General features: G+C 64.5%; 19 protein-coding genes and 1 other annotated feature. Of the genes, 12 read left to right on the forward strand and 7 right to left on the reverse strand.

The genetic code is table 11. From position 1 onward, the window contains the following. Positions 1 to 11: 11 nt before the first annotated feature. A complete protein-coding gene (locus IEX97_RS00555; protein ID WP_188880509.1) occupies positions 12 to 635 on the forward strand; it encodes a polysaccharide deacetylase family protein in 624 nt (207 codons plus the stop codon). 57 nt (positions 636 to 692) lie between these two features. Here IEX97_RS00555 and IEX97_RS00560 read toward each other — a convergent pair whose 3' ends face one another. After that, positions 693 to 2,213 (reverse strand): cellulose-binding protein, encoded by a 1,521-nt coding sequence (locus IEX97_RS00560; protein WP_188880510.1) that lies wholly within the window; start codon positions 2,211 to 2,213, stop codon positions 693 to 695. Positions 2,214 to 2,363: 150 nt separating this feature from the next. Here IEX97_RS00560 and IEX97_RS00565 point away from each other — a divergent pair, with 150 nt between their 5' ends. After that, on the forward strand, positions 2,364 to 4,085 hold the full coding sequence (locus IEX97_RS00565; RefSeq protein ID WP_229776173.1) for a copper resistance protein CopC: 1,722 nt from the start codon (positions 2,364 to 2,366) through the stop codon (positions 4,083 to 4,085). Positions 4,086 to 4,128: 43 nt separating this feature from the next. After that, on the forward strand, positions 4,129 to 4,260 hold the full coding sequence (locus IEX97_RS13875; RefSeq protein WP_268238294.1) for a hypothetical protein: 132 nt from the start codon (positions 4,129 to 4,131) through the stop codon (positions 4,258 to 4,260). 43 nt (positions 4,261 to 4,303) lie between these two features. Here the strand turns inward: IEX97_RS13875 and IEX97_RS00570 are convergent, their stop codons facing one another. From IEX97_RS00570 to IEX97_RS00590, 5 genes are all read right to left on the reverse strand, one after another. Beyond that, positions 4,304 to 5,194, reverse strand: a complete 891-nt coding sequence (locus IEX97_RS00570; protein ID WP_188880512.1) for a DNA adenine methylase — start codon at positions 5,192 to 5,194, stop codon at positions 4,304 to 4,306. Between the two features lie 78 nt (positions 5,195 to 5,272). Then, a complete protein-coding gene (locus IEX97_RS00575; protein ID WP_188880513.1) occupies positions 5,273 to 6,112 on the reverse strand; it encodes a carbohydrate ABC transporter permease in 840 nt (279 codons plus the stop codon). Between the two features lie 6 nt (positions 6,113 to 6,118). Beyond that, positions 6,119 to 7,063 (reverse strand): carbohydrate ABC transporter permease, encoded by a 945-nt coding sequence (locus IEX97_RS00580; RefSeq protein ID WP_188880514.1) that lies wholly within the window; start codon positions 7,061 to 7,063, stop codon positions 6,119 to 6,121. Between the two features lie 55 nt (positions 7,064 to 7,118). Continuing rightward, positions 7,119 to 8,411: an ABC transporter substrate-binding protein gene (locus IEX97_RS00585; RefSeq protein ID WP_188880515.1), complete on the reverse strand. Its 1,293-nt coding sequence runs from the start codon at positions 8,409 to 8,411 to the stop codon at positions 7,119 to 7,121. Positions 8,412 to 8,532: 121 nt separating this feature from the next. Then, entirely contained in the window at positions 8,533 to 9,507 is a 975-nt protein-coding gene (locus IEX97_RS00590) for a LacI family DNA-binding transcriptional regulator (RefSeq protein WP_188880516.1), read from the reverse strand. Between the two features lie 281 nt (positions 9,508 to 9,788). On the opposite strand from IEX97_RS00590, the gene IEX97_RS00595 reads away from it, so the two are divergent. Next, complete coding sequence (locus tag IEX97_RS00595; protein WP_188880517.1) at positions 9,789 to 10,424, forward strand: MerR family transcriptional regulator; 636 nt, start codon at positions 9,789 to 9,791, stop codon at positions 10,422 to 10,424. Positions 10,425 to 10,525: 101 nt separating this feature from the next. Here the strand turns inward: IEX97_RS00595 and mgrA are convergent, their stop codons facing one another. Continuing rightward, complete coding sequence (gene mgrA / locus IEX97_RS00600; protein ID WP_188880519.1) at positions 10,526 to 11,518, reverse strand: L-glyceraldehyde 3-phosphate reductase; 993 nt, start codon at positions 11,516 to 11,518, stop codon at positions 10,526 to 10,528. 221 nt (positions 11,519 to 11,739) lie between these two features. Between mgrA and gndA the strand changes: the two genes are divergently transcribed. The 8 genes from gndA to IEX97_RS00640 form a co-directional block, all read left to right on the forward strand. Continuing rightward, entirely contained in the window at positions 11,740 to 13,167 is a 1,428-nt protein-coding gene (gene gndA / locus IEX97_RS00605; RefSeq protein WP_188880520.1) for an NADP-dependent phosphogluconate dehydrogenase, read from the forward strand. Positions 13,168 to 13,345: 178 nt separating this feature from the next. Then, positions 13,346 to 13,601, forward strand: a binding site (T-box leader). A gap of 411 nt (positions 13,602 to 14,012) precedes the next feature. Next, positions 14,013 to 15,029, forward strand: a complete 1,017-nt coding sequence (gene aroF, locus IEX97_RS00610) for a 3-deoxy-7-phosphoheptulonate synthase (protein WP_188880521.1) — start codon at positions 14,013 to 14,015, stop codon at positions 15,027 to 15,029. Between the two features lie 133 nt (positions 15,030 to 15,162). After that, entirely contained in the window at positions 15,163 to 15,522 is a 360-nt protein-coding gene (locus tag IEX97_RS00615; RefSeq protein WP_188880522.1) for a chorismate mutase, read from the forward strand. Positions 15,523 to 15,757: 235 nt separating this feature from the next. Next, entirely contained in the window at positions 15,758 to 16,270 is a 513-nt protein-coding gene (cbpB, locus tag IEX97_RS00620) for a cyclic-di-AMP-binding protein CbpB (RefSeq protein WP_188880523.1), read from the forward strand. An 87-nt stretch (positions 16,271 to 16,357) separates the two neighbouring features. Beyond that, positions 16,358 to 18,592, forward strand: a complete 2,235-nt coding sequence (locus tag IEX97_RS00625) for an alpha-galactosidase (RefSeq protein ID WP_188880524.1) — start codon at positions 16,358 to 16,360, stop codon at positions 18,590 to 18,592. Positions 18,593 to 18,652: 60 nt separating this feature from the next. Continuing rightward, the gene (locus IEX97_RS00630) at positions 18,653 to 19,675 is read left to right on the forward strand and encodes an AAA family ATPase (RefSeq protein WP_188880525.1); all 1,023 of its coding nucleotides are present in this window, start codon (positions 18,653 to 18,655) and stop codon (positions 19,673 to 19,675) included. Positions 19,676 to 19,725: 50 nt separating this feature from the next. Beyond that, positions 19,726 to 20,913, forward strand: coding sequence for a DUF58 domain-containing protein (locus IEX97_RS00635; protein WP_188880526.1), 1,188 nt, complete (start codon positions 19,726 to 19,728; stop codon positions 20,911 to 20,913). Next, on the forward strand, positions 20,910 to 21,239 hold a 330-nt coding region (locus tag IEX97_RS00640; protein ID WP_229776166.1), incomplete at its 3' end, for a hypothetical protein. The genes IEX97_RS00635 and IEX97_RS00640, both read left to right, overlap by 4 nt.

Genomic DNA, 21,239 nt, shown 5'->3' on the forward strand with positions numbered 1-21,239 from the left:
GACATCATCCCATGGCGGACAAGACCCTCTTCTTCACGTTTGACGATGGTCCGGACGACCGCTTGACGCCGAAGGTGCTCGACATCCTCGCGCGGTATGGTGTGCGCGCGACGTTCTTCTGCTTGGGGGCGCACGTGGCACAGCATCCCGCGGTGTTCCGCCGGATGCTCGCGGAAGGGCATTGCGTCGGCAACCACAGCTGGGATCACCCGTATCTGACGAAAGAGCCACAGGAACGTGTGCGCCAGCAACTGGCGCAGACCGCCCGGGTGATGACCGAGACAGCAGGCGTCCAGCCGCGCTGGTTCCGGCCGCCCTACGGAGACGTGAATGATCTCGTGGCGGAGGAAGCCCGCCGCCAAGGGTACGAGCTGGTGCTGTGGGACGTGGACTCGCGGGATTGGTCGGGCATACCGGGTCCGGCGGTGGCGGCGAACGTTCTGCCGCGGCTGCGGCCGGGGGCGGTTTTGCTGCACCACTGCGCCTGGAACGCAGAGGGCACAGTGGACGCGCTGCCGTACGTGATTGAGGTGGCCGCCGCGCTGGGATACCGGTTTGCAGGCTTGGACGAGTGGTCCCCCGGGACGCCCGCGCAAGCGGCCTGCGGCGGTGAAGCAGGAGGGAGCGCAGGATGAACCATCCATCACCCGTACGTGATCACGCTGGAAGACTTGCCGGACCTGCGGCAGGCGTCACGGCTTGGGTGACATCACCACCGTCACCAGTGCGTACGGAGGCAGGCTGATGCGGAAGCGCCCGCCGGCGCCCGTCCAATTGCGCGTCGCGATCTTCGTGCTGCCCTTGCCGTACAAGTACAGCGTGCCTTGTGCGCACGGGGTAAAGCCGCGCAGCGACACGTCGGTTTGGATGGTCCGGGCAGGGTCTTTGTTGATGAACAGGACGGCGAGACGGCCGTTGCTCTGCTTCACGCTGTGTACGGCAAGCAGGGGGTTGTTCGACGACGAGGCGACCATGGTGTCGCCCGAGGTACCTAAGTATGACAACATTTGCAATCCATAGTACGTCGGGAACGGGGTGTTGACCGGCGGCTCGGCCACACCGTTTTGGAAATCGCCGCTGCTGAGGATGCCCTCGTCCCCGTACTGGGCGTCACCGTACAAGGAAGCGCTGTTGTTGTAGCCCACCGTCATGGGGACGTGCAACGTCCACCAGTCGACGTTCGCGATGCCGTTTTCCAACCAGGTCATGACGTCGTCCGCGAGGAAGAGCGCGGAGACGAGGCTGACCGTTTGCTTGCCCGGGTTGTAGCTGACCGAGTTGGTTTCCGTCAGCATGATCTGCACACGGGCTGCGTGGTTCCCGCAGTATTGGCGGATGAGGGAGCGCAACTGGGCGACGATGTGCGGCACGTCGCGAGTGGTCGCCAGGAGCCCGGCATCCGACTCTTGGCCTGGTGTCTCCGGGTACCAGTGAATATCCACAAAATCAATCTGCTTGCCGACGATGGACAGAACCTTCCGGTTCCAATCGTCCACCCAAGCGGCGGGCCAGGTATCGGGGGTTGCGAGCACCACGCCCACCTTGATGGTCGGGTCAACCGCTTTCATCGCCCGGATAAACGCCAGGGAGTTCTTGCCGTACGCGGTAGGGCTGTGGTCCGGGTGCAGGTCGGTCTCCCACGGTGTGGCGTAGTACCCGTTGCCGTACACCTCGTTGCCGATGGCCCAGTATTTGACGCCGTACTTCCGGGTAATGTTGGCGTATTTCACCCACGCCGCGGCTTCTGCCGGACTGCCGCCGCCGTCACCGGTCAGATTCGAGCCGTAATTGACGTCAATCATGACTTGCGCGCCCAACGGTTGGGCGACGTTGTGCATGAAGTTGTCGAACGTGTTGACGGGGTTGGCATAGCTGTTCTGCCCAGGTGTGATGCTGTTCGTCTGCCAGTGGTATTGGTCGGATGTGATGCCGCCGGGAAAGCGCAGGATCTTGATCTTCAGGGCGCGTAACAGGCCAGGGATCTCCGGGTCCTGCAAATGGGCGTCCCAGACCGCGGTGTTCATGCCGATGGCGACAGGGGAGATGGTACCCAATTTTTTGCCGGCGTCGACTTGGACGACCGCCGTGGTGGTGGATTGCGCAGCGGATTTCGCATACGTCAGCGGCCCGCCCGCGGTGGCCGTCACGGCCAGCGTGCAGAGCAGGGCTGCACGCCACGATTTGGGAAACTTTCGTTGGCCTCGTGGGATCATCGAACAGCCTCCTGGTCCTTTTATGAATGCTTGCAAGATATGTGTTGATTGAAGACAATTTTACTACAAACCGTCCGGACGCGATCCCGGGCGTGCGGTGACAATGTGTGTCAAATCACGCCTTGTTGGCAACGAGGGCAGGCGTTGCTTGTGAAACGAGCGGACAGGTCCATGCGTGCACCGGGGGCCGCGGTGCGGCGGTTTGGCCAACTGCGGGCCCTCCTGGCGGCCATCGTGCTCGTTGCGGTGTGCTTCTGCACCGCCCCGGGTGCGCTTGCACACGCGTACGTGGTCAAGTCGTCGCCGGCGGCGAACCAGGTGCTCACCGCGGCGCCGCACGAGGTGAAGGTGTGGTTCGACGAGCCTGTGCAGCCGGTGTTCGACGCGCTGGTGGTGCTGGACCAACGCGGGCGGCGGGTGGACCGGCATGACGCCCGCCTCGACCCGCACAACCATGCCCTGCTGGTCTGTACGCTGGCGGACGGCTTAGGGCCCGGCACGTACACGGTGGATTGGCGTGTCATCTCCGACGATGGGCACCCGGTGCAGGGGGTGATCCCGTTTGCCGTGGGCGCAGGCCGCCCGGCGGCGAGGTCAGTGATCACCCAGTCGTATCTGCCTGCGTGGCCGGCGGTAGCCGACCGCTGGGCGGAACTCATCGCCATGGCCGTTTGGTTCGGGCTGTGTCCGTTCTGGCGTTTCGTCCTGCCGCCGGATGTGCGCAAGCAAGCATGGACCGTGCGGCGGGTCCAAGGGTGGTTGCGCGGCGCCTGGTTGGTCTTGGCTGCGGCCGTGCTGTTCAGCCTGCCTCTCGAGGTGACCATCAGCGCAGGTGTCGGGTGGGGGGACGCGCTGGAACCCGGGCTCTTGCACACCGTGTTGGCCCAGACGCGTTTCGGGCAGGTCTGGCTGATGCAGGCCCTCTTGGTGCTTGTCCTGTTGCCCATCACCGCGCTGTGGGGCTTTGCGGCGGAAGCCGCGTGTTGGAGCGGTTGGTTGCTGAGCGCCGGTCTGCTCGCCACGCGGACGGCGGTCAGCCATGCGGCGGCGAGCTTCCATCCCGTCCTGTCGATGGCGCTGGACTTGGTGCACCTGGCTGCTGCGTCGGTCTGGGTGGGCGGCCTCGCGGGCATGATGGGCGTGGCCGGTGCCAGTTGGCGGGCGTCGATGCGAAGGTTTACGCCGTGGGCGGCCGCCGCGGTGGCGGCGTTGGTGGCCACCGGGCTGTACGCGGCGCGGGCGAACGTCCCCACCGCGTATGCGTTCACCCACACGGCGTACGGCTGGACGCTTGCGGTGAAGATCACGCTGGTGGCGGCCATGGTCGGACTGGGCTTCTGGCACTGGCTGCACGCGCGGACGGCGGTGGCAGAACGTCCAGGCGTGGCCACGGAGCGAAGCGGCGTGACAACAGACCAGGCTCCAAACCGCCGGCGCGGACGGGCCAAGACGCTGCTGGCGGAACTTCTGCTTGGTGTCGTGGTCCTCGGTGTCACATCGGTGTTGACCAACCTGCCCCCGGCCGCCAGCGATCCCGGACCGGTGTATACGACGCAGGTGCTGCCCGGCGGTATCCGGGCCACGCTGACGATCACGCCCAACCGTGTCGGTGTCAACCGGTTTACGGTCGCGTTGACGGCCCCGTCCGGACGTCCGGCGTCCGGCATTGCGGAAGTGACGCTGTCGTTCCGCTGTTTGACGATGGATATGGGGGTCGATACGGTACGCTTGCGCAGGGTGGCCCCCGGCCAGTATCAGACCACCGGCATGTACTTGACGATGGCCGGACCGTGGCTGGTTCATTTGCACGTGCTGACGGCAGCCTTGGCCGATCTGAATGCTGATGTGAGGATGGACGTCGGCAGCCCGTAACGGGAAGAGGACGTGTCGGTGTTCGGTCACAATCGAACCGGGGTTGTGGGCGCAAGCACCCGCCACAGCGGCCGGGGGGTCGCCGGCGGTCGCTTGGTCGCTGGGATTGTCCATCGCTTCGCTGGCGGTGTCGCTGGTGGCCCTCGGCGTGGCGGGTGTGCGCCGCCGGCGGTGACCGGCCATGCGGCATACATACCCGGCTTTATGGCCCCGGGGGGTCATCCCGGGGGGTCATAGTTGAGGTACAGCGATTCATGTACCGGTTCCACAGCACCGTGCAGCACCCTGCGCACGGCGGAGGCGCCGCCGTACAACAGGATACGGTGCTTGTAGAGACCGGCGGGGAGCGGCTGGGTGAAGTCGGCTGCCCCCCGCCGGCCGTCGTAAGAGAGGGCCCAGCGGACTCCGCGCCGGTTGAGGTCCGCGAGGGCGGCGATGAGATCACGCTGCCGGACGCCGTCCGCGTACCGCTGCCGGGTGCGGGCATAGGGCGGATCGAGGTAGACGAAGTCGCCGGGACGGGCGGCGGCCAACGTGTCGCGGTAGTCTTGGCAGACCAGGTGTACGCCCTGGAGTCGGCTCGCCCAGCGGCGAGCCATGCGGGCGAACCGCTCCGGGCGCATCCCCGGCCGGGACAGGTGGAACGAGTTGTTGAACTCGCCGCGCGCGTTGAAGCGGATGATGCCGTTGACGCAGGTGCGGGTGAGGAAGCACAGGTCGAGGGGATTGGGCGCCTGGTTGAAGCGCTCCCGTACGGCGTAGAAATAGGCTGGCCCTTCCGTCTGCAGGCGCACCCATTGCCGGCTGTAGTCACGGATGACCGCTTCCACGTCGGTCTGCACCAGACGCCAGAACGCGACAAGCGGCGCGAACGCGTCGCCGGCGAGCGAATCGCCGCGATGGCCGAAGTACAACAGCGCGCCGCTGCCAAGAAACGGATCGACGAAACGGCGGTAGCGGTCCGGGAAGTGGCGGGCAATCTGCGCCGCCAGGTACCGCTTGCTGCCAGTCCACTTGATGAGGGACGGGGGACAACCCCGGATCTCGCCGCCGGAAGGCTTGGAGAGCCCCGGAGAGCCCGCTTGCCAGTGGCTGCGCGGATGCGACATACGGCACCTCCTCGCGTCGCCCGCTCTTGGAATTGGGGAAAACGGGGGGAAGCGCCGTGCCCGCCAGTTCGTTCGCCATCACGCCTTCAAGCTGCCCATGGTGACGCCTTCGACGATGTAGCGCTGGAAAAAGAGGAACACGATGAGCACCGGCAACAGCGATAACACGGACATGGCGAACATGGGCCCCCAGTTGGTGCCGACGTCGGCGCTCGAGAACAACGACAATCCGATGGATACCGTGTACAAGTGCGTGTTGTTCAAATAGATGAGCGGTCCGAAGAAGTCGTCCCACGTCCAGTAAAACGCAAAAATCGCCACCGTGACAAGCACGGGCGCGCACAGCGGGAAGATGACCTGCGTATAGATGCGGTACGGGCCGCACCCGTCGATTTTCGCCGCCTCGTCCAACTCGCGCGGGATGGTGCGGATGAACTGCATGATGAGAAACACAAAGAACGCCGATCCGCCGAGGTACGCGGGGACAATGAGCGGATAGTACGTGTTCACCCAGCCCAGATGCCGGAACAGGATGTATTGCGGGATGACGGTCACTTGGGCGGGCAACATCATGGAGACCATCAGGCAGACGAACAGGGTGTTGCGCAACGGAAAGCGCAGCCGCGAGAAACCGTACGCGACCCACGGGCTCGACAACAAGGTGCCGATGAGGACCATGAAGGTGATGAAGAACGAGTTCGCAAAGAAACGAGCAAATCCCACGTCGCCAAAGCCTATCCAACCCTTGGTATAGTTCGACCAGTCGATGTGGCTCGGAATGAGCGACGCCGCGTGCGTGAAGATCTCGGACTCCGGCTTGAGCGAGCTGGCGAGTGTCCAAAGGATGGGATACAGCATGAAGGCGGAAATCACCCACATCACGGCGTGAAACGCGGCTCTGCTTGCATGTCTCCACATGACTGATTACGCTCCTCGCTCCGACTCGTAATACACCCAGGCGGATGAAGACTTGAAGACGAGCGCGGTTGCCGTACCCACAATCGCCAACAGGATCCACGCCAGCGCGCACGCGTAACCCATGTCGAAGAACTGGAACGCGTGTTGATACAGATAGAGCGCGTAGAACAACGTCCGGTTGAGCGGACCGCCCGAGGTGATGAGGTAACTCTGGGTGAATGTGGTGAATCCATGGATCAACTGCATCACCAGGTTGAAGAAGATGATGGGTGTCAGCATCGGCACCGTGATGCGAAAGAACCGGACCACACCGTTGGCGCCGTCCACCGCGGCCGCCTCGTACAGCTCCTTCGGAATCTGCCGCAGCCCGGCGAGGAAGATCAGCATCGGGCTGCCGAACTGCCAGATGACGAGGAGAATCAGCGTCCACAAGGCGGTGTTCGGGTTCGCGATCCAGTTGTCGCCCGGCACCCCGAACAGGAACTGGAGGATGTTGTTCACCGCGCCGTTGAGGCCGAACAACTGACGCCACATCTCCGCGACGGCCACACTGCCGCCGATCAGGGAAGGCACGTAGAAGATGGTGCGGTACACGCCCACACCGCGGTAATTGCCGTGCAGAAGCATCGCCACCGCGAGGGAGAAGGCCAGCTTGAGCGGGACCGAGATGATGACGAACTTCAACGTCACCCCGAGCGCGATCCAGAATTGCGGATCGACGGTGAAGATGTCCACATAGTTCCGCAAGCCAATCCACTTGGGTGCGGACGTCACGCTGTATTGCGTGAAGGACAGGAGAAATGACACAATCATCGGCCCGATGGTGAAACACAAAAACCCAAGCAACCAAGGTGCGATGAACGAGTAGGCGATGGCGTAATCCTTCACCCGCCGCGCGGTCCGCAGGCGGGGTTCGGCGGTCGCCGTGACGGGCACTGCGTTGGTCGTCATGCGGATTCCTCCTTGCGGAGGGCGGTCGGCCGCCCTCCGCATCGCTGCAACACCATCACGAACCTTGGCGGAACGCAACCTCCGCTTGTTGCCGGAACTGTTGGGCCGCCGCCTCCGGCGTCGTTTGCAGATAGTTGACCGCCTGCTGAATGGTGGAGAAGATCTGCCGGATCTTGCTGGCGACCGGCGGGTCCGGCGGATCGATGGGCCGGGAGTGCTTTTTCACGTACTGGATGTAGTCGTATTCCGTCCGGTAGAGCGGTCCCAAACGCGTGTACAGGTGTTGCTGCACCTTCTGCGAGATGGGGATGCCGAACTCCGCGCCGAAGGTCAGCTGCGCCTGCAGGTCGTTGGTGAAAAAGTCGATCCATTTCAAGTCCGCATCGAGGTGTTTCGATTGTGTGGTCGCGCTCCAGAGGGCGCTTGCCTTGATCCAGAGGCCGTCCTTGCCGCCCGGCAGCGTGGGCAACGGCAGCAATTTAAGGTTCTTGCCCGCAGCTTCGCTGATGTAGACGGCTTGATTGCTCCAGACGTTGAGGAACGGGCACTTGCCGTGCACAATCAACTCATCCGTCGGATCCGAGATGGACTGCGTGACCGACGGGGGCGCTGCAACACCTTTCTTGATGAGGTTTTGCCAATAGGCGAAGAAGTTGGCCAGCAGGCTGTCATCCTTGTATCCGAGGCCGGTCCCCTGGGCATTGTAGAGTGTCAAGCCGCGTTGGCGAAGGTAATACGGGAAGAACATGTTCACGTTGTCGTACGGTTCGATCCCGTAGACACCCTGTTTGCCGAGCTTGTTGCGGATCTGGGTGGCCACCTTGGCGAGGTCATCCCAAGTGTAACCGGGTTTCGGTACAGGTACCCCTGCTTTTTTGAACAGTTGCGGGTCATACAGCATCGCCGGTGCGTTGTCGCCAATGTTGATGGCGTACAACTTGCCGTTGACCTTTCCGCCTTGGAGATCGGCGGGGTTGACGTCGTTGACATGGATGCTGCCGTTCTTGGTATACGGCGTCAGATCCACGAGGAAGTTGTTTTTCACGTAGTTCCGGATGTATGCATAGTCCATCATCATGACGTCGGGCAGATTGCCGCCCGCCGCTTCGGTGTTCATCTTGGTCCAATAATCCTTGTTGGCCATATATTCGGGTTGCACGTTGATGTTCGGATACTTGGCCTCAAACAGTTTGATGACCTTGAGCATGCGGTTATCGATTTCCTGGTTGCCCCACCAGGCAATCCGGATGGTCGTGCTCTCGTCGCGCTTCATATGCGCCCAGGCGGTACCCGGGAGCAGGGTGGCGACCAGCACGGCTGCGGAAGATACGCGCGCCCAGCGCTTCATTCCATTTGACCTCCTTACGTTCTTCGTCATGGACGGACCACAGCAGAACCGCGAACTCAACCCCGGCATCATGGCACAGGAGAGATACAACGGCCGGGAAGGGCAGGACGCATGGTTCCTGTCACATGGGACATCGCTCCTTTCGCGGCGCGACCGAATTACGGATGTGCAGCTTCGGCATGAGCCGCACCGTTTGCACGGTGGCCTCGTGCCGGATGGCGGCCATGAGCAGCGTCACCGCATTCGTGACCACATCGTCCAATGCAGGGCCGACGGTGGTCAGCGGGACTTCTTCCAATTCCATTTCCGGCAGGTCGTCGTACCCGACCAACGACACATCTTCCGGGACGCGCAGCCCCCTGTGCAGCAAGGCACGCAGGGCTCCTCGCGCCACCTGGTTGTTGGAACCAATCCATGCGGTGGGTGCGTCTGCACCCATGTCGCACTGCAGCATGGCGGTGTATGCCTCTCGCCACGTGTGATGGCAGTGCAACACCCACGCAGGCTGATGGGGGAGACCGAGGTTGTTCAGGCCGTCGATGTACGCTTGAAACTTCACCCCCTCCGCGCGACCGACGAAACCGATGCGGCGATGGCCTTGTTCCACCAGGTGATGGATGGCCATCCGAATACCCTCTGCCCGGTCAACCGTGACCGACGGCAGGTGGTGGTGGTCATCTGCTCCGAACACGACGACAGGGACGGCAGTGTCCTGCAGTTCCGATACAGCGCTCGGGTTCATGGCCCCGCCCCAGTAAAGGATGCCGTCGACACACAGGTGCCGGTAGAGCTTCCCGGCCTGCGCCGCCATCGAGAGAATGGCTTGGTAACCGTTTTCATCAAAGCGGTCGATGAGCCGGGCGGCCATGTGCGCAAAGAGCGGATTGGCGATGTCTTCGAAGACAATCCCCACCACCATGCTCTTCCCGGTGGCCAGTTGGGCTGCAGGGATGTTCTTTTGATAGTTGACCGCTCGCGCAATCTCCAGGATCCTCTGTTTGGTCGCAGGCTTCACCAGGGGGCTGTCGTTCAGGGCTTTCGAAACCGTGCTGTAGCTGACGCCGGCCAATCGGGCGATGTCGCGAATGGTCGCCATCGTCTCACCTGGTATGCTGAAAAGTTTGAATAACACCGGTGTTATTGTGATCAAATCACCCGAACGCAGGAGAGTCAACGCGTGAAGAGATGCGGAAGCAGCGTGAAATCAAATCGAAACAATGGTCTGTTTAAAATAATCCGCTTAGATTCATGCATGCGAATGTTTTGTGCACAATGATCAAGTTCATCTTGCAAGTTTCGTGATCATCCCATTCCGCAGCAAACGACAGCATCTGCCAGCGCGGATGGCGTATGCTTGCAGACAGGGAGGGGGTACGGATGAGGTTGGAGTTGTTGACCATCACCGAGATTGCGAAGGAGCTCGGGTTGCCGGAGAGCACGGTACGCTATTACCGCGATCACTTTGCGGATGTGTTGCCCAGTATCGGCCACGGCCGCAACCGGCGTTACCTGCCGGCGGCGTTGGCGATGTTGCGGCATGTGGCGGCGGAGGTGAAGCGCGGGGTGCCGCTCGACGCGGTGGACCTGCATGCGCTGGAACTGGGGCATGCAGGGGACGCTGCGGGGCTGGATGGGGTACACGCGGCCGAGCGGGAGGCGGCGGCTGCGGCCGCGGCCGTGGTGCCGGTGCGGCAGACGAACAGCGGCGCCGGCCGGCATGATGGGGGGCACTTGCTGAAGGAGGTGCACGCGCTGGCGGACCTGATGCGCAGCGTCGCCGCACAGGTGGACGGCTTGTACCGCACGGTGGGGCAACTCGAGGCAGAGGTCGGTGCGCTGCACGCCGAGGTGCGCGGACTCGGAGAAAGGATGGAACAAATGTCCAGGGAGGCCAGCACGGGGCGGATTGCGGCCAGGGACCTGGTGGTGCTCAAGGAGCTTTCCGACTTGCGGAAAAAGCGCAACCGCCGCCGCTGGTGGTGGTTCGGCGGCGGACGGCTGGCGCACAAGTGACGCCATCTCGCCAGGCAGCCAACCCGCACCGTGCACGCTGCAGGGTGGCGGCCCGGCGCACCGCGGTCTCGCGGCGCCGGGCGCACGGTGCATTTCGCGTATCACCCCTTGAGGATGGCTTCAATTTGCGCGAGCTCTTCCTCGGTGAAATCCAGATGGTCGATGGCCCGCACGTTCTCCTCGATTTGACTGACGCGGCTCGCCCCGATGAGGGCCGAGGTGACGCGTCCGCCCCGCAGCACCCAGGCCAACGCCATCTGGGCGAGGGACTGGCCGCGCTTGGCGGCGAGGTCGTTGAGCTTGCGGACCTTGGTCAGCGTCTCCTCCGTGATGTGTTCCGGGCGCAGGAACCCGGTCGGACGCCCGGCACGCGAATCCTCCGGAATGCCACCCAGGTAGCGGTTGGTGAGCAGACCTTGCGCCAAGGGGCTGAACGCGATGGTACCCACGCCCGCCTCCTCCAACACCTGCTGCAGCCCGTCTTCAATCCACCGGTTGAACATCGAGTACGAGGGCTGATGGATGAGCAACGGGGTACCCAGCTCTTTCAGGATGCGGATGGCCTCCCTCGTCTGCTCCGCACTGTAGTTGGAGATGCCCACGTACAGCGCCTTGCCTTGGCGCACCGCGGCGTCGAGTGCCATCATGGTCTCTTCGAGCGGTGTCTCCGGGTCCGGCCGATGGGAATAGAAGATGTCCACGTAGTCCAGGCCCATTCGCTTCAGGCTCTGGTCGAGGCTGGCGAGCAGGTACTTGCGGGAACCCCACTCACCGTACGGCCCGGGCCACATGTAGTACCCCGCTTTGGTGGAGATGATCATCTCGTCCCGGTACGGCTTCATGTCCAGCTTGAGGATGCGGCCGAAGTTTTCTTCCGCCGATCCCGGCGGCGGGCCGTAGTTGTTGGCGAGATCGAAGTGGGTGATGCCGAGGTCGAACGCGCGGCGCACCATGGCGCGAGCGTTTTCAAACGTGTCGACGCCGCCGAAGTTGTGCCACAGCCCCAGGGAGATGACCGGGAGTTTGAGGCCGGAGCGGCCGCAGCGGCGGTACACCATGGTGTCGTAACGTTTGCTGTCGGCGAGATACGTCAAATCGGGTGCCTCCTTTGCGAACGGGCGCGTGCAGGCCGCGCCGTGGGCGGACCCCGCGCATGCGTGCGTCAGGTCATGCCGTTCGCATCAGTGATTCGCTTTCATCATGCCCCATCCCTGCTTCCGGTACCAAAAGTAGGACAAGCGCGGCCCATGGTTGCCGATGCGTACACCAAAACCTTAGAATGGAAACCGAACGAATCTTCCGGGGGTGCAAACGCGTGGCCAAACAGCAGATTGGGGTCATCGGATTGGCGGTCATGGGCAAGAACCTGGCCCTCAACATCGAGAGCAAAGGGTTTTCCGTCGCGGTGTACAACCGCTCGCGGGAGAAGACGGACGAGCTGTTGCGCGAGGCGCAGGGCAAACGGATTGTCGGGACGTATTCACTGCAGGAGTTTGTCGACAGCCTGGAGACGCCGCGCAAGATCCTCATCATGGTCAAGGCCGGGCAGCCGACGGATGCGATGATTGAGCAGGTCAAGCCGCTGCTCGCGCCGGGAGATATCATCATCGACGGCGGCAACTCGTATTTCATGGACACCATCCGGCGCAGCCGCGAGCTGGAAGCGGCAGGCATCCGCTTCATTGGGGCGGGCGTCTCCGGCGGCGAAGAAGGGGCGCTCAAAGGACCGGCCATCATGCCGGGCGGCCAGAAGGACGCGTACGACCTGGTCGCGCCCATTTTGACGGCCATCGCGGCCAAGGTGAACGGCGACCCATGCTGCACCTACATCGGTCCGGACGGCGCGGGACACTACGTGAAGATGGTACATAACGGGATCGAGTACGGCGACATGCAGCTCATCGCCGAGGCGTACCACCTGTTGCGAACGCTGGCGGGGCTGGAGCCGGCGCAGCTGCATGAAGTGTTCGCGGAGTGGAACCGGGGCGAGCTCGACAGCTACTTGATAGAGATCACGGCCGACATCCTGAGCAAGGTGGATCCGGAGACCGGGAAGCCGATGGTGGACGTCATCAAGGATGCCGCCGGTCAAAAGGGCACCGGCAAGTGGACGAGCCAGAGCGCGCTCGATCTCGGCGTGCCGCTGACGATGATCACCGAGGCGGTGTACGCCCGCTTCCTCTCGGCGATGAAAGACCAGCGCGTGCGCGCCAGTCAAATCCTGCGTGGTCCGTCGCCCAAACCCGTCAGCGGCGAGGCGCGCCAAGCGTTCATCGAGGACGTGCGCAGGGCGCTGTACGCCAGCAAAATCTGTTCCTACGCGCAAGGGTTCGCGCAGTTGCGCGCTGCCTCGCAGGAGTACGGATGGAACCTGCAATACGGCAACATCGCGATGATCTTCCGCGGCGGCTGCATCATCCGGGCCCGCTTCCTGCAGAACATCAAGGATGCGTACGATCGCGATCCGAACCTGGAAAACCTTTTGCTCGACCCGTACTTCCGCGGCGTGATTGAGGAGTATCAGGACAGCTGGCGGCGGGTGGTGGCGCAGGCGGTGCAAAACGGCATCCCGGTGCCGGGGCTCGCCAGCGCGCTTTCCTACTTCGACAGCTACCGCTCGGCGACGCTGCCGGCGAACCTCATCCAGGCGCAGCGCGACTACTTCGGGGCGCACACGTACGAGCGGATCGACAAGGAGGGCGTGTTCCACACGGATTGGCTGTCCCTGGGCAGCGGGAAGTAAGGTACCCGTCGGGGCCGGCGCGGGCGCGGGTTCATCCAGGGACGCCCGCGCGGGCGGGCGTGCTGCGGCGGACCTGGCGTCAGACCTGGTGTGGAAAACCGGGCGCGCTCGCATCGACGGGTCCCGTTGACAGCCGGCGCTTGGCCTGTTACAGTAATGATCAACAAAGTTGGATACGGCGAACGCGATGAAGGAGAGAGTACGCCATGTCGGGCGGTGCAGAGAGCCAGTGGCAGGTGCGAACTGGTCCGGCTGCGTGGCGGAAGTTCACTCCGGAGCTGCCCGGTGAACGCAACCGTAGTCGTGCTTGCCGCACGGGCGGTTGACCAGTAGTCGGTGCCGGAAGCGTCAACCCGCTTCCGTTATCGCAATGAAGGGAAAGGCGCCATGCGCCTTTAAGCAGGGTGGTACCGCGAGTTCATCTCGTCCCGCATCGGGGCGGGATTTTTTATTTGGGCGCCGGTGCGAAGGATGGTTGCGGCCGGGATGGACATCACCTTGCTGCAGGTGGGCTCCACGTGCACGGCTGCCCGCGATGGGTGGCTGGACCATGGAAGGCCAAGGTGCATGGCAAAGGCCGGTATGGTGCCGTGATGCGGCTGTGCCGGTGCCTTTCAATAGGGTGGTACCGCGAGTCAACCGCTCGCCCCTATGCGGGGCGGGCTTTTTTTCTGGGCCGCGGGGCGGCCTCCTTCATGGCCGCCTGCAGGCGGGATCAGCCCAAGGTTGGTCCAAACGCCGAGCAGGCAGACCCTCAGCGGGGCCGGACACGAGCAGGACAGAAACCACGCTTCCCGGCCGGTGGACCCGGCTGCGGGACGATGGTGCAGGAGGAGAGAGGTTCGATGGTCATCACCATGAAGAAACAAGCGACCAAGGATCAGATTGATCACGTGGTGAAGGAGGCGCAGGCGTGCGGACTATCCGCCCATCTGGCGCGCGACGGCGAGCGCACGGTGATTGGGCTCATCGGGGAGAAGGCGCAGTTGGCGGCGCGTGACTGGCGCAGCCTGCCCGGCGTCGAAGACGCGCAGCCCGCGCAACATCCGTTCAAACTGGCCAGCCGCCAATACCATCCGGAATCGACGGTCATCCGGGTGGGGGACATCGAAATTGGCGGCGGCGAACCGGTCATCATTGCCGGGCCGTGCGCCGTCGAGAGCCGGGAGCAGATTTTGGAGGCGGCTCACCAGGTGAAGGCGGCCGGGGCCCATATGTTGCGAGGCGGGGCGTTCAAGCCGCGCAGTTCTCCGTACTCGTTCCAGGGGTTGGCCGAGGAAGGGCTGAAGCTGTTGGCGGAAGCGCGCCGCCAGACGGGTTTGAAGATCGTCTCCGAGGTCATGGACCCCATCAACCTGCCCATGGTCTGCGAATATGTCGATGTGTTGCAGGTGGGGGCGCGCAATATGCAGAACTTCCACCTGCTGAAGGAGATTGGCAAGACGAACAAGCCGGTGCTGCTCAAACGCGGCATGTCGGCGACCATTGAAGAGTGGCTGATGTCGGCCGAATACATCCTCTCGGCGGGCAATCCGAACGTCATCCTGTGCGAGCGGGGCATCCGGACGTTCGAGCCGTACACCCGGAACACGTTGGACTTGAACGCGGTGCCGGTGGTGAAGGACCTCAGCCACCTGCCGGTGATTGTCGATCCGAGCCACGGCATCGGGATCGCGAAGTACGTGCCGGCTATGAGTCTGGCGGCGCTGGCGGCGGGGGCGGACGGCCTCATCATCGAAGTGCACCCGCGCCCGGAAGAGGCGGTGTCGGACGGCAAACAGTCGCTCAATCCCGCGATGTTCCGCGAGTTGATGAGCCAGATCCGGCCCCGGTCGCGGATGTTGTACGCCGCCCGCGGCTGAGGCGCGGGCATGGCGGCGGCACCGGGGCGGCCCGGGAGGCTGTGGATCGTGCGCACCACCGCGGCGCAGACGGGGCATGGGACAGAAACGAGGGCGGAGACGGATGGCGGCGCCCATCGCAGGAGGTGGAAGCATGGAAACGGACTGGCAGGCGAACCTTGCGGCGTTGCGGCGGCGGATCGACGCGCTCGATGAACAGCTCATCGAGTGCCTGGCGCAGCGGTTCTTGGTGGCGCAGGAGATTGCGCGCCTGAAGTGGCAGTACAACATGTCGGTGGTGCAGGCGGACCGGGCCCAAGACGTGGAGCGGCGCTATATCGAAGCGGGCAAGGCGCATCAGATAGACCCTGTGTTCATGGCGCGCCTCTATCAACTCATCCACGAGGAGACCTGCCGCATGCAGGCGGCCTGGATGGCCCAGGCGAGCCAGGCTGAACGACGGCAAAGCGGGGTCCGCCGCGATGACCATCGGCACGCGGCGGGGCAGGTCTGACCCAATTTGAGTCGGAAAAGCGGCGTGGTATATCATCGGGGTGGCGGAGGTCGGCCAGGTGCCGCGCGAGACGGGGTCGGCCGCCGCACAACGCTGGCTATGGGCCAAGCTGGTCGTGGCTTGTTGCATGGCGCAGGGGATTCCATCTGACAAGAGTTGTCCTGCGGTGCAATCTGGTTGCGCGCCAGCCAACGAGCGGTCCCATTCAGGCCAGGTATGGAGATGATTGCACCCCATGAAGGATGCGAAGCGACGGTCTTCCACGCCGGCACGACCGGACCTGTTGTCCATAAAGGTAGAGGACCTGATGATCCCGGCGGTGAACGTGGCGTACGTCGAGCCGCACCATGCGCTCGATCACGCCCTGCTCATCCTCATCAAATCCGGTTACTCGGCCATTCCGGTGCTGGAACGCGGCGAGCGGGTCCGCGGCACCATCAGCAAGACGCTCATCCTCGACTCCATCCTCGGTCTCGAGCAGATTGAAGTCGATAAGCTGCGTGATCGCCAAGTGGCCGAGGTGATGAACGCAGACGTCCCCCGGCTGCACGCGCAAGACACGATGATGAAGGCGCTTGAGTTGTCCATCTCGCGGCCGTTTCTCTGCGTCGAGGCGGAGGACGGCACCTTCCTCGGCCTGGTCACCCGCAGCGCCATCCTTGAGCGGGTACACGCGTACTGCCGCTGGCTCAAGGCGCAATCGGTGCGCACATCTCATCCACAACCGGACGCGGATGCGGTACAATAATCCCCGAACGTTCGTAAAACGGCCTGCCACGCATCTTTTTCGGTTTCATGGTCCTCGACTGGCAAACTGCACGTTGGAGGAAGGTCCATGCCCATTTTCGTCTCTGCCGAGGAAGGCGTCCTGCACCTGCAGACGCATTCGACCAGTTATATCATGAAGGTCCTGCCTTCGGGCCATCTGGCGCACATCTACTGGGGCCGGCGCCTGCGCGGGGCGGAGGTGGCGCGCCGGCTGCGCCTGGTCGATCGCGCCTTTTCCCCCAACCCGGTGCCGGTGACGCCGGGGCTCAGCCTGGACACACTGCCGCAGGAGTACCCTGCCTACGGCAACAGCGATTTCCGTGAACCGGCCATCCAGGTGCAGGCGGCGGACGGATCGACCATCACCGATCTGCGCTATGCGGGACACCGCATCGTCCCGGGCAAGCCCAAGCTGGAAGGGCTGCCGGCCACGTACGTGGAGGATAAGGCGGAGGCGGAGACGCTGGAGGTCGATCTGTTCGACGACCTCATCGGCTTGCGCGTGACGTTGCTGTACACGGTGTTTCCGCAGTACGACGTCGTCACGCGGTCGGCACGGCTTACGAACGAGGGCACATCGCCCTGCACCATCCTGCGCGCGCTCTCGATGAGCGTGGATTTCCCGGCAGCCGATTTCGACTTTTTGCAGTTGTCGGGCGCTTGGGCGCGCGAGCGGACGCCCTTGCGCCGTCCGCTCACGCTGGGGACGGTGTCGGTGGAGAGCCGGCGCGGGGCGAGCAGCCACCAGCACAACCCGTTTGTCGCCTTGATGGCCAAAGACGCGGGCGAGGAGCACGGTGACGTGTACGCCGTGAATCTCGTGTACAGCGGCAACTTCCGCGCGTTTTGCGAGGTGGATCAGTTCGCCACGGCCAGGCTCGCCATCGGCATCAACCCGTTTGATTTCGCGTGGCGGCTGGAGCCGGGCGAGTGCTTCCAGACGCCGGAGGCGGTGATGGTGTACTCCGCGCAGGGTCTCGGGCACCTCTCGCGCACCTACCACCGCTTGTACCGGGAGCGCTTGGCGCGCGGCAAGCACCGGGACGCGGAGCGGCCGATTCTCATCAACAACTGGGAGGCCACGTATTTCGACTTCAACGAGGAGAAGATTTTGGCGCTCGCGCAGACGGCAAGCCGGCTGGGCATCGAGCTGTTCGTGCTCGACGACGGGTGGTTCGGCAAGCGCAACGACGACAGGAGTTCCCTCGGCGATTGGTTCGTCAACCGCGACAAGCTGCCCGGGGGTTTGGCGCGGCTGGCGGACGCCATCCACGGCATGGGGATGAAGTTCGGGCTGTGGGTCGAGCCGGAGATGGTCTCCCCGGACAGCGAGCTGTACCGGCAGCATCCCGACTGGTGCCTGCACGTCCCCGGCCGCGGGCGGTCGGAGGGGCGGAACCAGCTGGTGCTCGACTTCTCCCGCCCGGACGTGTGCGACGCGGTGCTCGAGATGATCTCGAATGTGCTGCGCAGCGCCCGCATCGACTACGTGAAATGGGACATGAACCGCCACATGACGGAGGTCGGTTCGGCCCTGCTGCCGCCCGAGCGGCAACGGGAGACGGCGCACCGCTACATGCTCGGCTTGTACCGGGTGCTGGAGGAGATGACGGCGCGCTTCCCGGATGTGCTGTTTGAAAGCTGTTCCGGCGGCGGCGGCCGGTTCGATCCCGGCATGCTGTACTACATGCCGCAGACGTGGACCAGCGACAACACGGACGCCATCAGCCGTCTCACCATTCAATACGGAACCAGCCTCGCGTATCCGGCGGTGAGCATGGGGGCGCACGTCTCGGCGGTGCCCAACCACCAGGTGCACCGCATCACGCCCATCCATACACGCGGACTGGTGGCCATGGCGGGCAACTTCGGGTATGAACTGAACCTCAATGCGTTGTCGGATGAGGAACTTGCGGCCATCCGCGACCAGGTGGCGTGGTACAAGTCCATCCGCCGCATCGTCCAGTTTGGCGACCTGTACCGTCTGACGAGCCCGTTGGTGCCGGGCGGCGCGGCCGCCGCTCCGCTGCCCGGGGAAGGCGGCCCGTGGGCATGGCTGTACGTGACGCCAAAGAAGGATCAGGCGGTGGTGACGCTGGTGCAGGTGCTCAACACACCGAACCCGCCGCTGCGGGTGCTCAAGCTGCGCGGCCTGGATCCTTCGGCAGCGTACTGGGTGAAGGTATTCGATCGCGACGAGGTCGAGGTCTACCAAGGAGACGAACTGATGTACGCAGGGTTGCCGGTCCCGCCGCTGTGGGGGGACTTCCAGGCGGTGCAGTGGCACCTGCGGCGCGTGTGAACCTAGGCGGGGCGCCGGACACACGTCCGGGCGCCCTGTTCGTCTTTCGGGGGGAGAAGCATGGCGGAACGGGACTTTGACACGCATGCCGGCCGGGCGGGGCAGGACCCGGAGACCGCCGCGGCGCTCAGGGCGGCGGCCGCGCTGGCCGGGCGGATACGCGCCCATGTCGCGCGGGTGGTGGTCGGCAAGGAGGACGTGGTGGACTTGTTGCTGGCGGCCCTGTTCGCCGGCGGCCACGTGCTGCTGGAGGACGTGCCAGGCACAGGCAAGACGCTCCTCGCGAAGACGCTCGCCAAGTCCATCGCCGGCACGTTCCGGCGCATCCAGTTCACGCCGGATCTTTTGCCAAGCGACTTGACCGGCATCTACTATTTCAACCAAAAGCGCGCCGACTTTGAATTCCGGCCGGGGCCTGTGTTCACCCACATCCTGCTCGCGGATGAGCTGAACCGGGCTACGCCGCGCACGCAGTCGAGCCTGCTGGAGTGCATGGAGGAGCGGCAGGTCACGGTGGACGGCGTGACGCACCCGTTGGCCACGCCGTTTTTGGTACTGGCCACGCAGAACCCGGTGGAAACCCAGGGCACCTTCCCGCTGCCGGAAGCGCAGCTGGATCGCTTCCTGCTGCGGGTGAGCATGGGATATCCCTCGCACGAGGAGGGGCTGGCCATCCTGCGCCGCTTCCAAGCGGACGATCCGTTGGCCGCCATGGACGCGGTGGCGAGCCTGGAGGAGGTGGCGGCGGCGCAAGCGGCCGTGCGGCACGTGCACGTGGCGGACGACGTGCTCGATTACCTCCTGACCATCGTCGAGCACACCCGCACGCATCCGGGGGTGGCGCTCGGGGTGAGCCCGCGCGGCAGCCAGGCGCTGTTGCGGGCGGCGCAGGCGTACGCGGTCATCCAGGGGCGGGATTACGTCTTGCCGGACGATGTGAAGCGCTTGGCACAGCCAGTGCTGGCGCACCGGCTGCTCCTTGGCACGGCGCTTCCAGGCGTGCGCGCGGCGGATGTGGTGGCCCAAGTCGTCGCCGCGGTGCCGGTACCGGCGGAGCCGGCATGGGCCGAGCGCCGGCGGTAAGTGGCGCCGCGCGGGCACGAGCGCGTATGAACCGGGAGGAGCGAGCGACGATGGTCTCGTGGTTCATCCTTGTGGCAGGCGTGTTGGCGCTGGTGCAAGCCCATGTCTACCGGCGTTATGGTCTGAGGAACGTCACCTACACGGCCGGCTTTCGGCAGGCGACCGCGATGGCGGGAGAGACGGTGGAGTTTGTGGAGCGGATTGCCAACCGTAAGGTTTTGCCCGTGCCGTGGGTGCGCTTGGAGATGGGGATGAGCGTCCACCTGCGGTTCGCGCGGCAGGCGAATCTCGAAATTGCGGAAGGAGAGTACCATCAGGTGCACCGCAGCCTGTTTGCCCTCGGGTCGTACCGGCAGATCACGCGCCGGCACCGGGTGCTGTGCGTCAAGCGGGGATACTACCGGATCGCGTCGGCCTCCATGACCTGCGGTGACGCCTTGGGCCTCGCCGCGGCGCACCAGAGTGTGCCGCTCGCCGCAGCACTGCTCGTTTACCCGCGGGTGCTGCGGTGGGAAGAGCTGCCGCTGCCGGTGCACCGGTGGCTGGGCGAAGTGACGGTCCGCCGTTGGATAGTGGACGATCCGTTCCTCACCGCGGGCGTGCGCGCCTACCGGCCGGGCGACCCCTGGCGGGACATCCACTGGAAGGCATCCGCCCGCGCGGGCAGTCTCCAGGTGCGGCAACGGGAGAAGACGGCCGACCCGACGCTGGTGATTTGCCTCAACATGGAGGACAGCGAAGGGATGTGGGGGCCGGTCAGCCGGCCGGACGTGATTGAACGGGCGATTGAGGTGGCGGCGAGCGTGGCGGCGTACGCCATCCGGCAAGGCATGGCGGTGGGGCTTTTATGCAACGGTGTCCTGGCGGATGCGGCCGGTGCGCAAGCAGGTGCGGCTGTCGAGGTGCCGCCGGCGAGCGGCGAGGCGCAGTGGGCGCGGCTGCTGGAGGTCTTCGCGAAGCTGGAGGTGGTCTGCCGATCCGGGTTTTACGGGCTGCTCGAAGCCGAGATTGCCAAACAAGTGCGCGACCGGGACTATTTGCTGATTTCGGTCTATACCAACCCGCGTTTGTCCGCGCTGGCGGAACGGCTGCGGCGGCTCGGCAACGGGGTGGCGTATCTGCCAGTGCCGGCGGCGTCTCCAAAGGCGGTGCCGAAACAGGATGAGCCGGCAGAGGACGTGCCGGTGCCGGCGGCCGGCTTGGGCGCGCAGCCGCCTGCGGCGGGGGTGAAGGCGTGATGCGCGCCTGCCTGGCGGTCTGGACGGAGGGGCTGTTGGTGCTGCCGGTCGTCTTGGCGGTGTTTCGCGGGTGCGGCGGCGGCACGCCCTGGCCGTGGCTCGTGTGGCTTGCCGCGGCAGGGGCGGCGGGGGCAGGCTTGGTTCGCCTCGGACTGCGGCGGACGGGATCTGTTCTGGCGGCGGCGCTGGTGGCGGGTGGTGTCACCTGGGTGCTGGCGGGCGCGGGATGGGGCAGCGGGTCCGGCGGGGCATGGCTGGCCCTGTTCGCCGCCAGCCGCGCATGGTGGCCGGTCAGCGACGTGGCGGTGATGAGCCTGGGTGCCGTG

The organism is Paenalicyclobacillus cellulosilyticus, from assembly GCF_014647315.1.
Taxonomy (GTDB): Bacteria; Bacillota; Bacilli; order Alicyclobacillales; family Alicyclobacillaceae; genus Alicyclobacillus_J; species Alicyclobacillus_J cellulosilyticus.

Coding starts and splice junctions, on each gene's coding strand:
- IEX97_RS00635 (WP_188880526.1), top strand. CDS start 19,726: ATGGTCTCGTGGTTCATCCTTGTGGCAGGCGTGTTGGCGCTGGTGCAA.
- IEX97_RS00630 (WP_188880525.1), top strand. CDS start 18,653: ATGGCGGAACGGGACTTTGACACGCATGCCGGCCGGGCGGGGCAGGAC.
- IEX97_RS00580 (WP_188880514.1), bottom strand. CDS start 7,063: ATGACGACCAACGCAGTGCCCGTCACGGCGACCGCCGAACCCCGCCTG.
- IEX97_RS00625 (WP_188880524.1), top strand. CDS start 16,358: ATGCCCATTTTCGTCTCTGCCGAGGAAGGCGTCCTGCACCTGCAGACG.
- IEX97_RS00585 (WP_188880515.1), bottom strand. CDS start 8,411: ATGAAGCGCTGGGCGCGCGTATCTTCCGCAGCCGTGCTGGTCGCCACC.
- IEX97_RS00570 (WP_188880512.1), bottom strand. CDS start 5,194: ATGTCGCATCCGCGCAGCCACTGGCAAGCGGGCTCTCCGGGGCTCTCC.
- IEX97_RS00575 (WP_188880513.1), bottom strand. CDS start 6,112: ATGTGGAGACATGCAAGCAGAGCCGCGTTTCACGCCGTGATGTGGGTG.
- IEX97_RS00615 (WP_188880522.1), top strand. CDS start 15,163: ATGGAAACGGACTGGCAGGCGAACCTTGCGGCGTTGCGGCGGCGGATC.
- IEX97_RS00595 (WP_188880517.1), top strand. CDS start 9,789: ATGAGGTTGGAGTTGTTGACCATCACCGAGATTGCGAAGGAGCTCGGG.
- aroF (WP_188880521.1), top strand. CDS start 14,013: ATGGTCATCACCATGAAGAAACAAGCGACCAAGGATCAGATTGATCAC.
- IEX97_RS00555 (WP_188880509.1), top strand. CDS start 12: ATGGCGGACAAGACCCTCTTCTTCACGTTTGACGATGGTCCGGACGAC.
- cbpB (WP_188880523.1), top strand. CDS start 15,758: ATGAAGGATGCGAAGCGACGGTCTTCCACGCCGGCACGACCGGACCTG.
- IEX97_RS00590 (WP_188880516.1), bottom strand. CDS start 9,507: ATGGCGACCATTCGCGACATCGCCCGATTGGCCGGCGTCAGCTACAGC.
- IEX97_RS00560 (WP_188880510.1), bottom strand. CDS start 2,213: ATGATCCCACGAGGCCAACGAAAGTTTCCCAAATCGTGGCGTGCAGCC.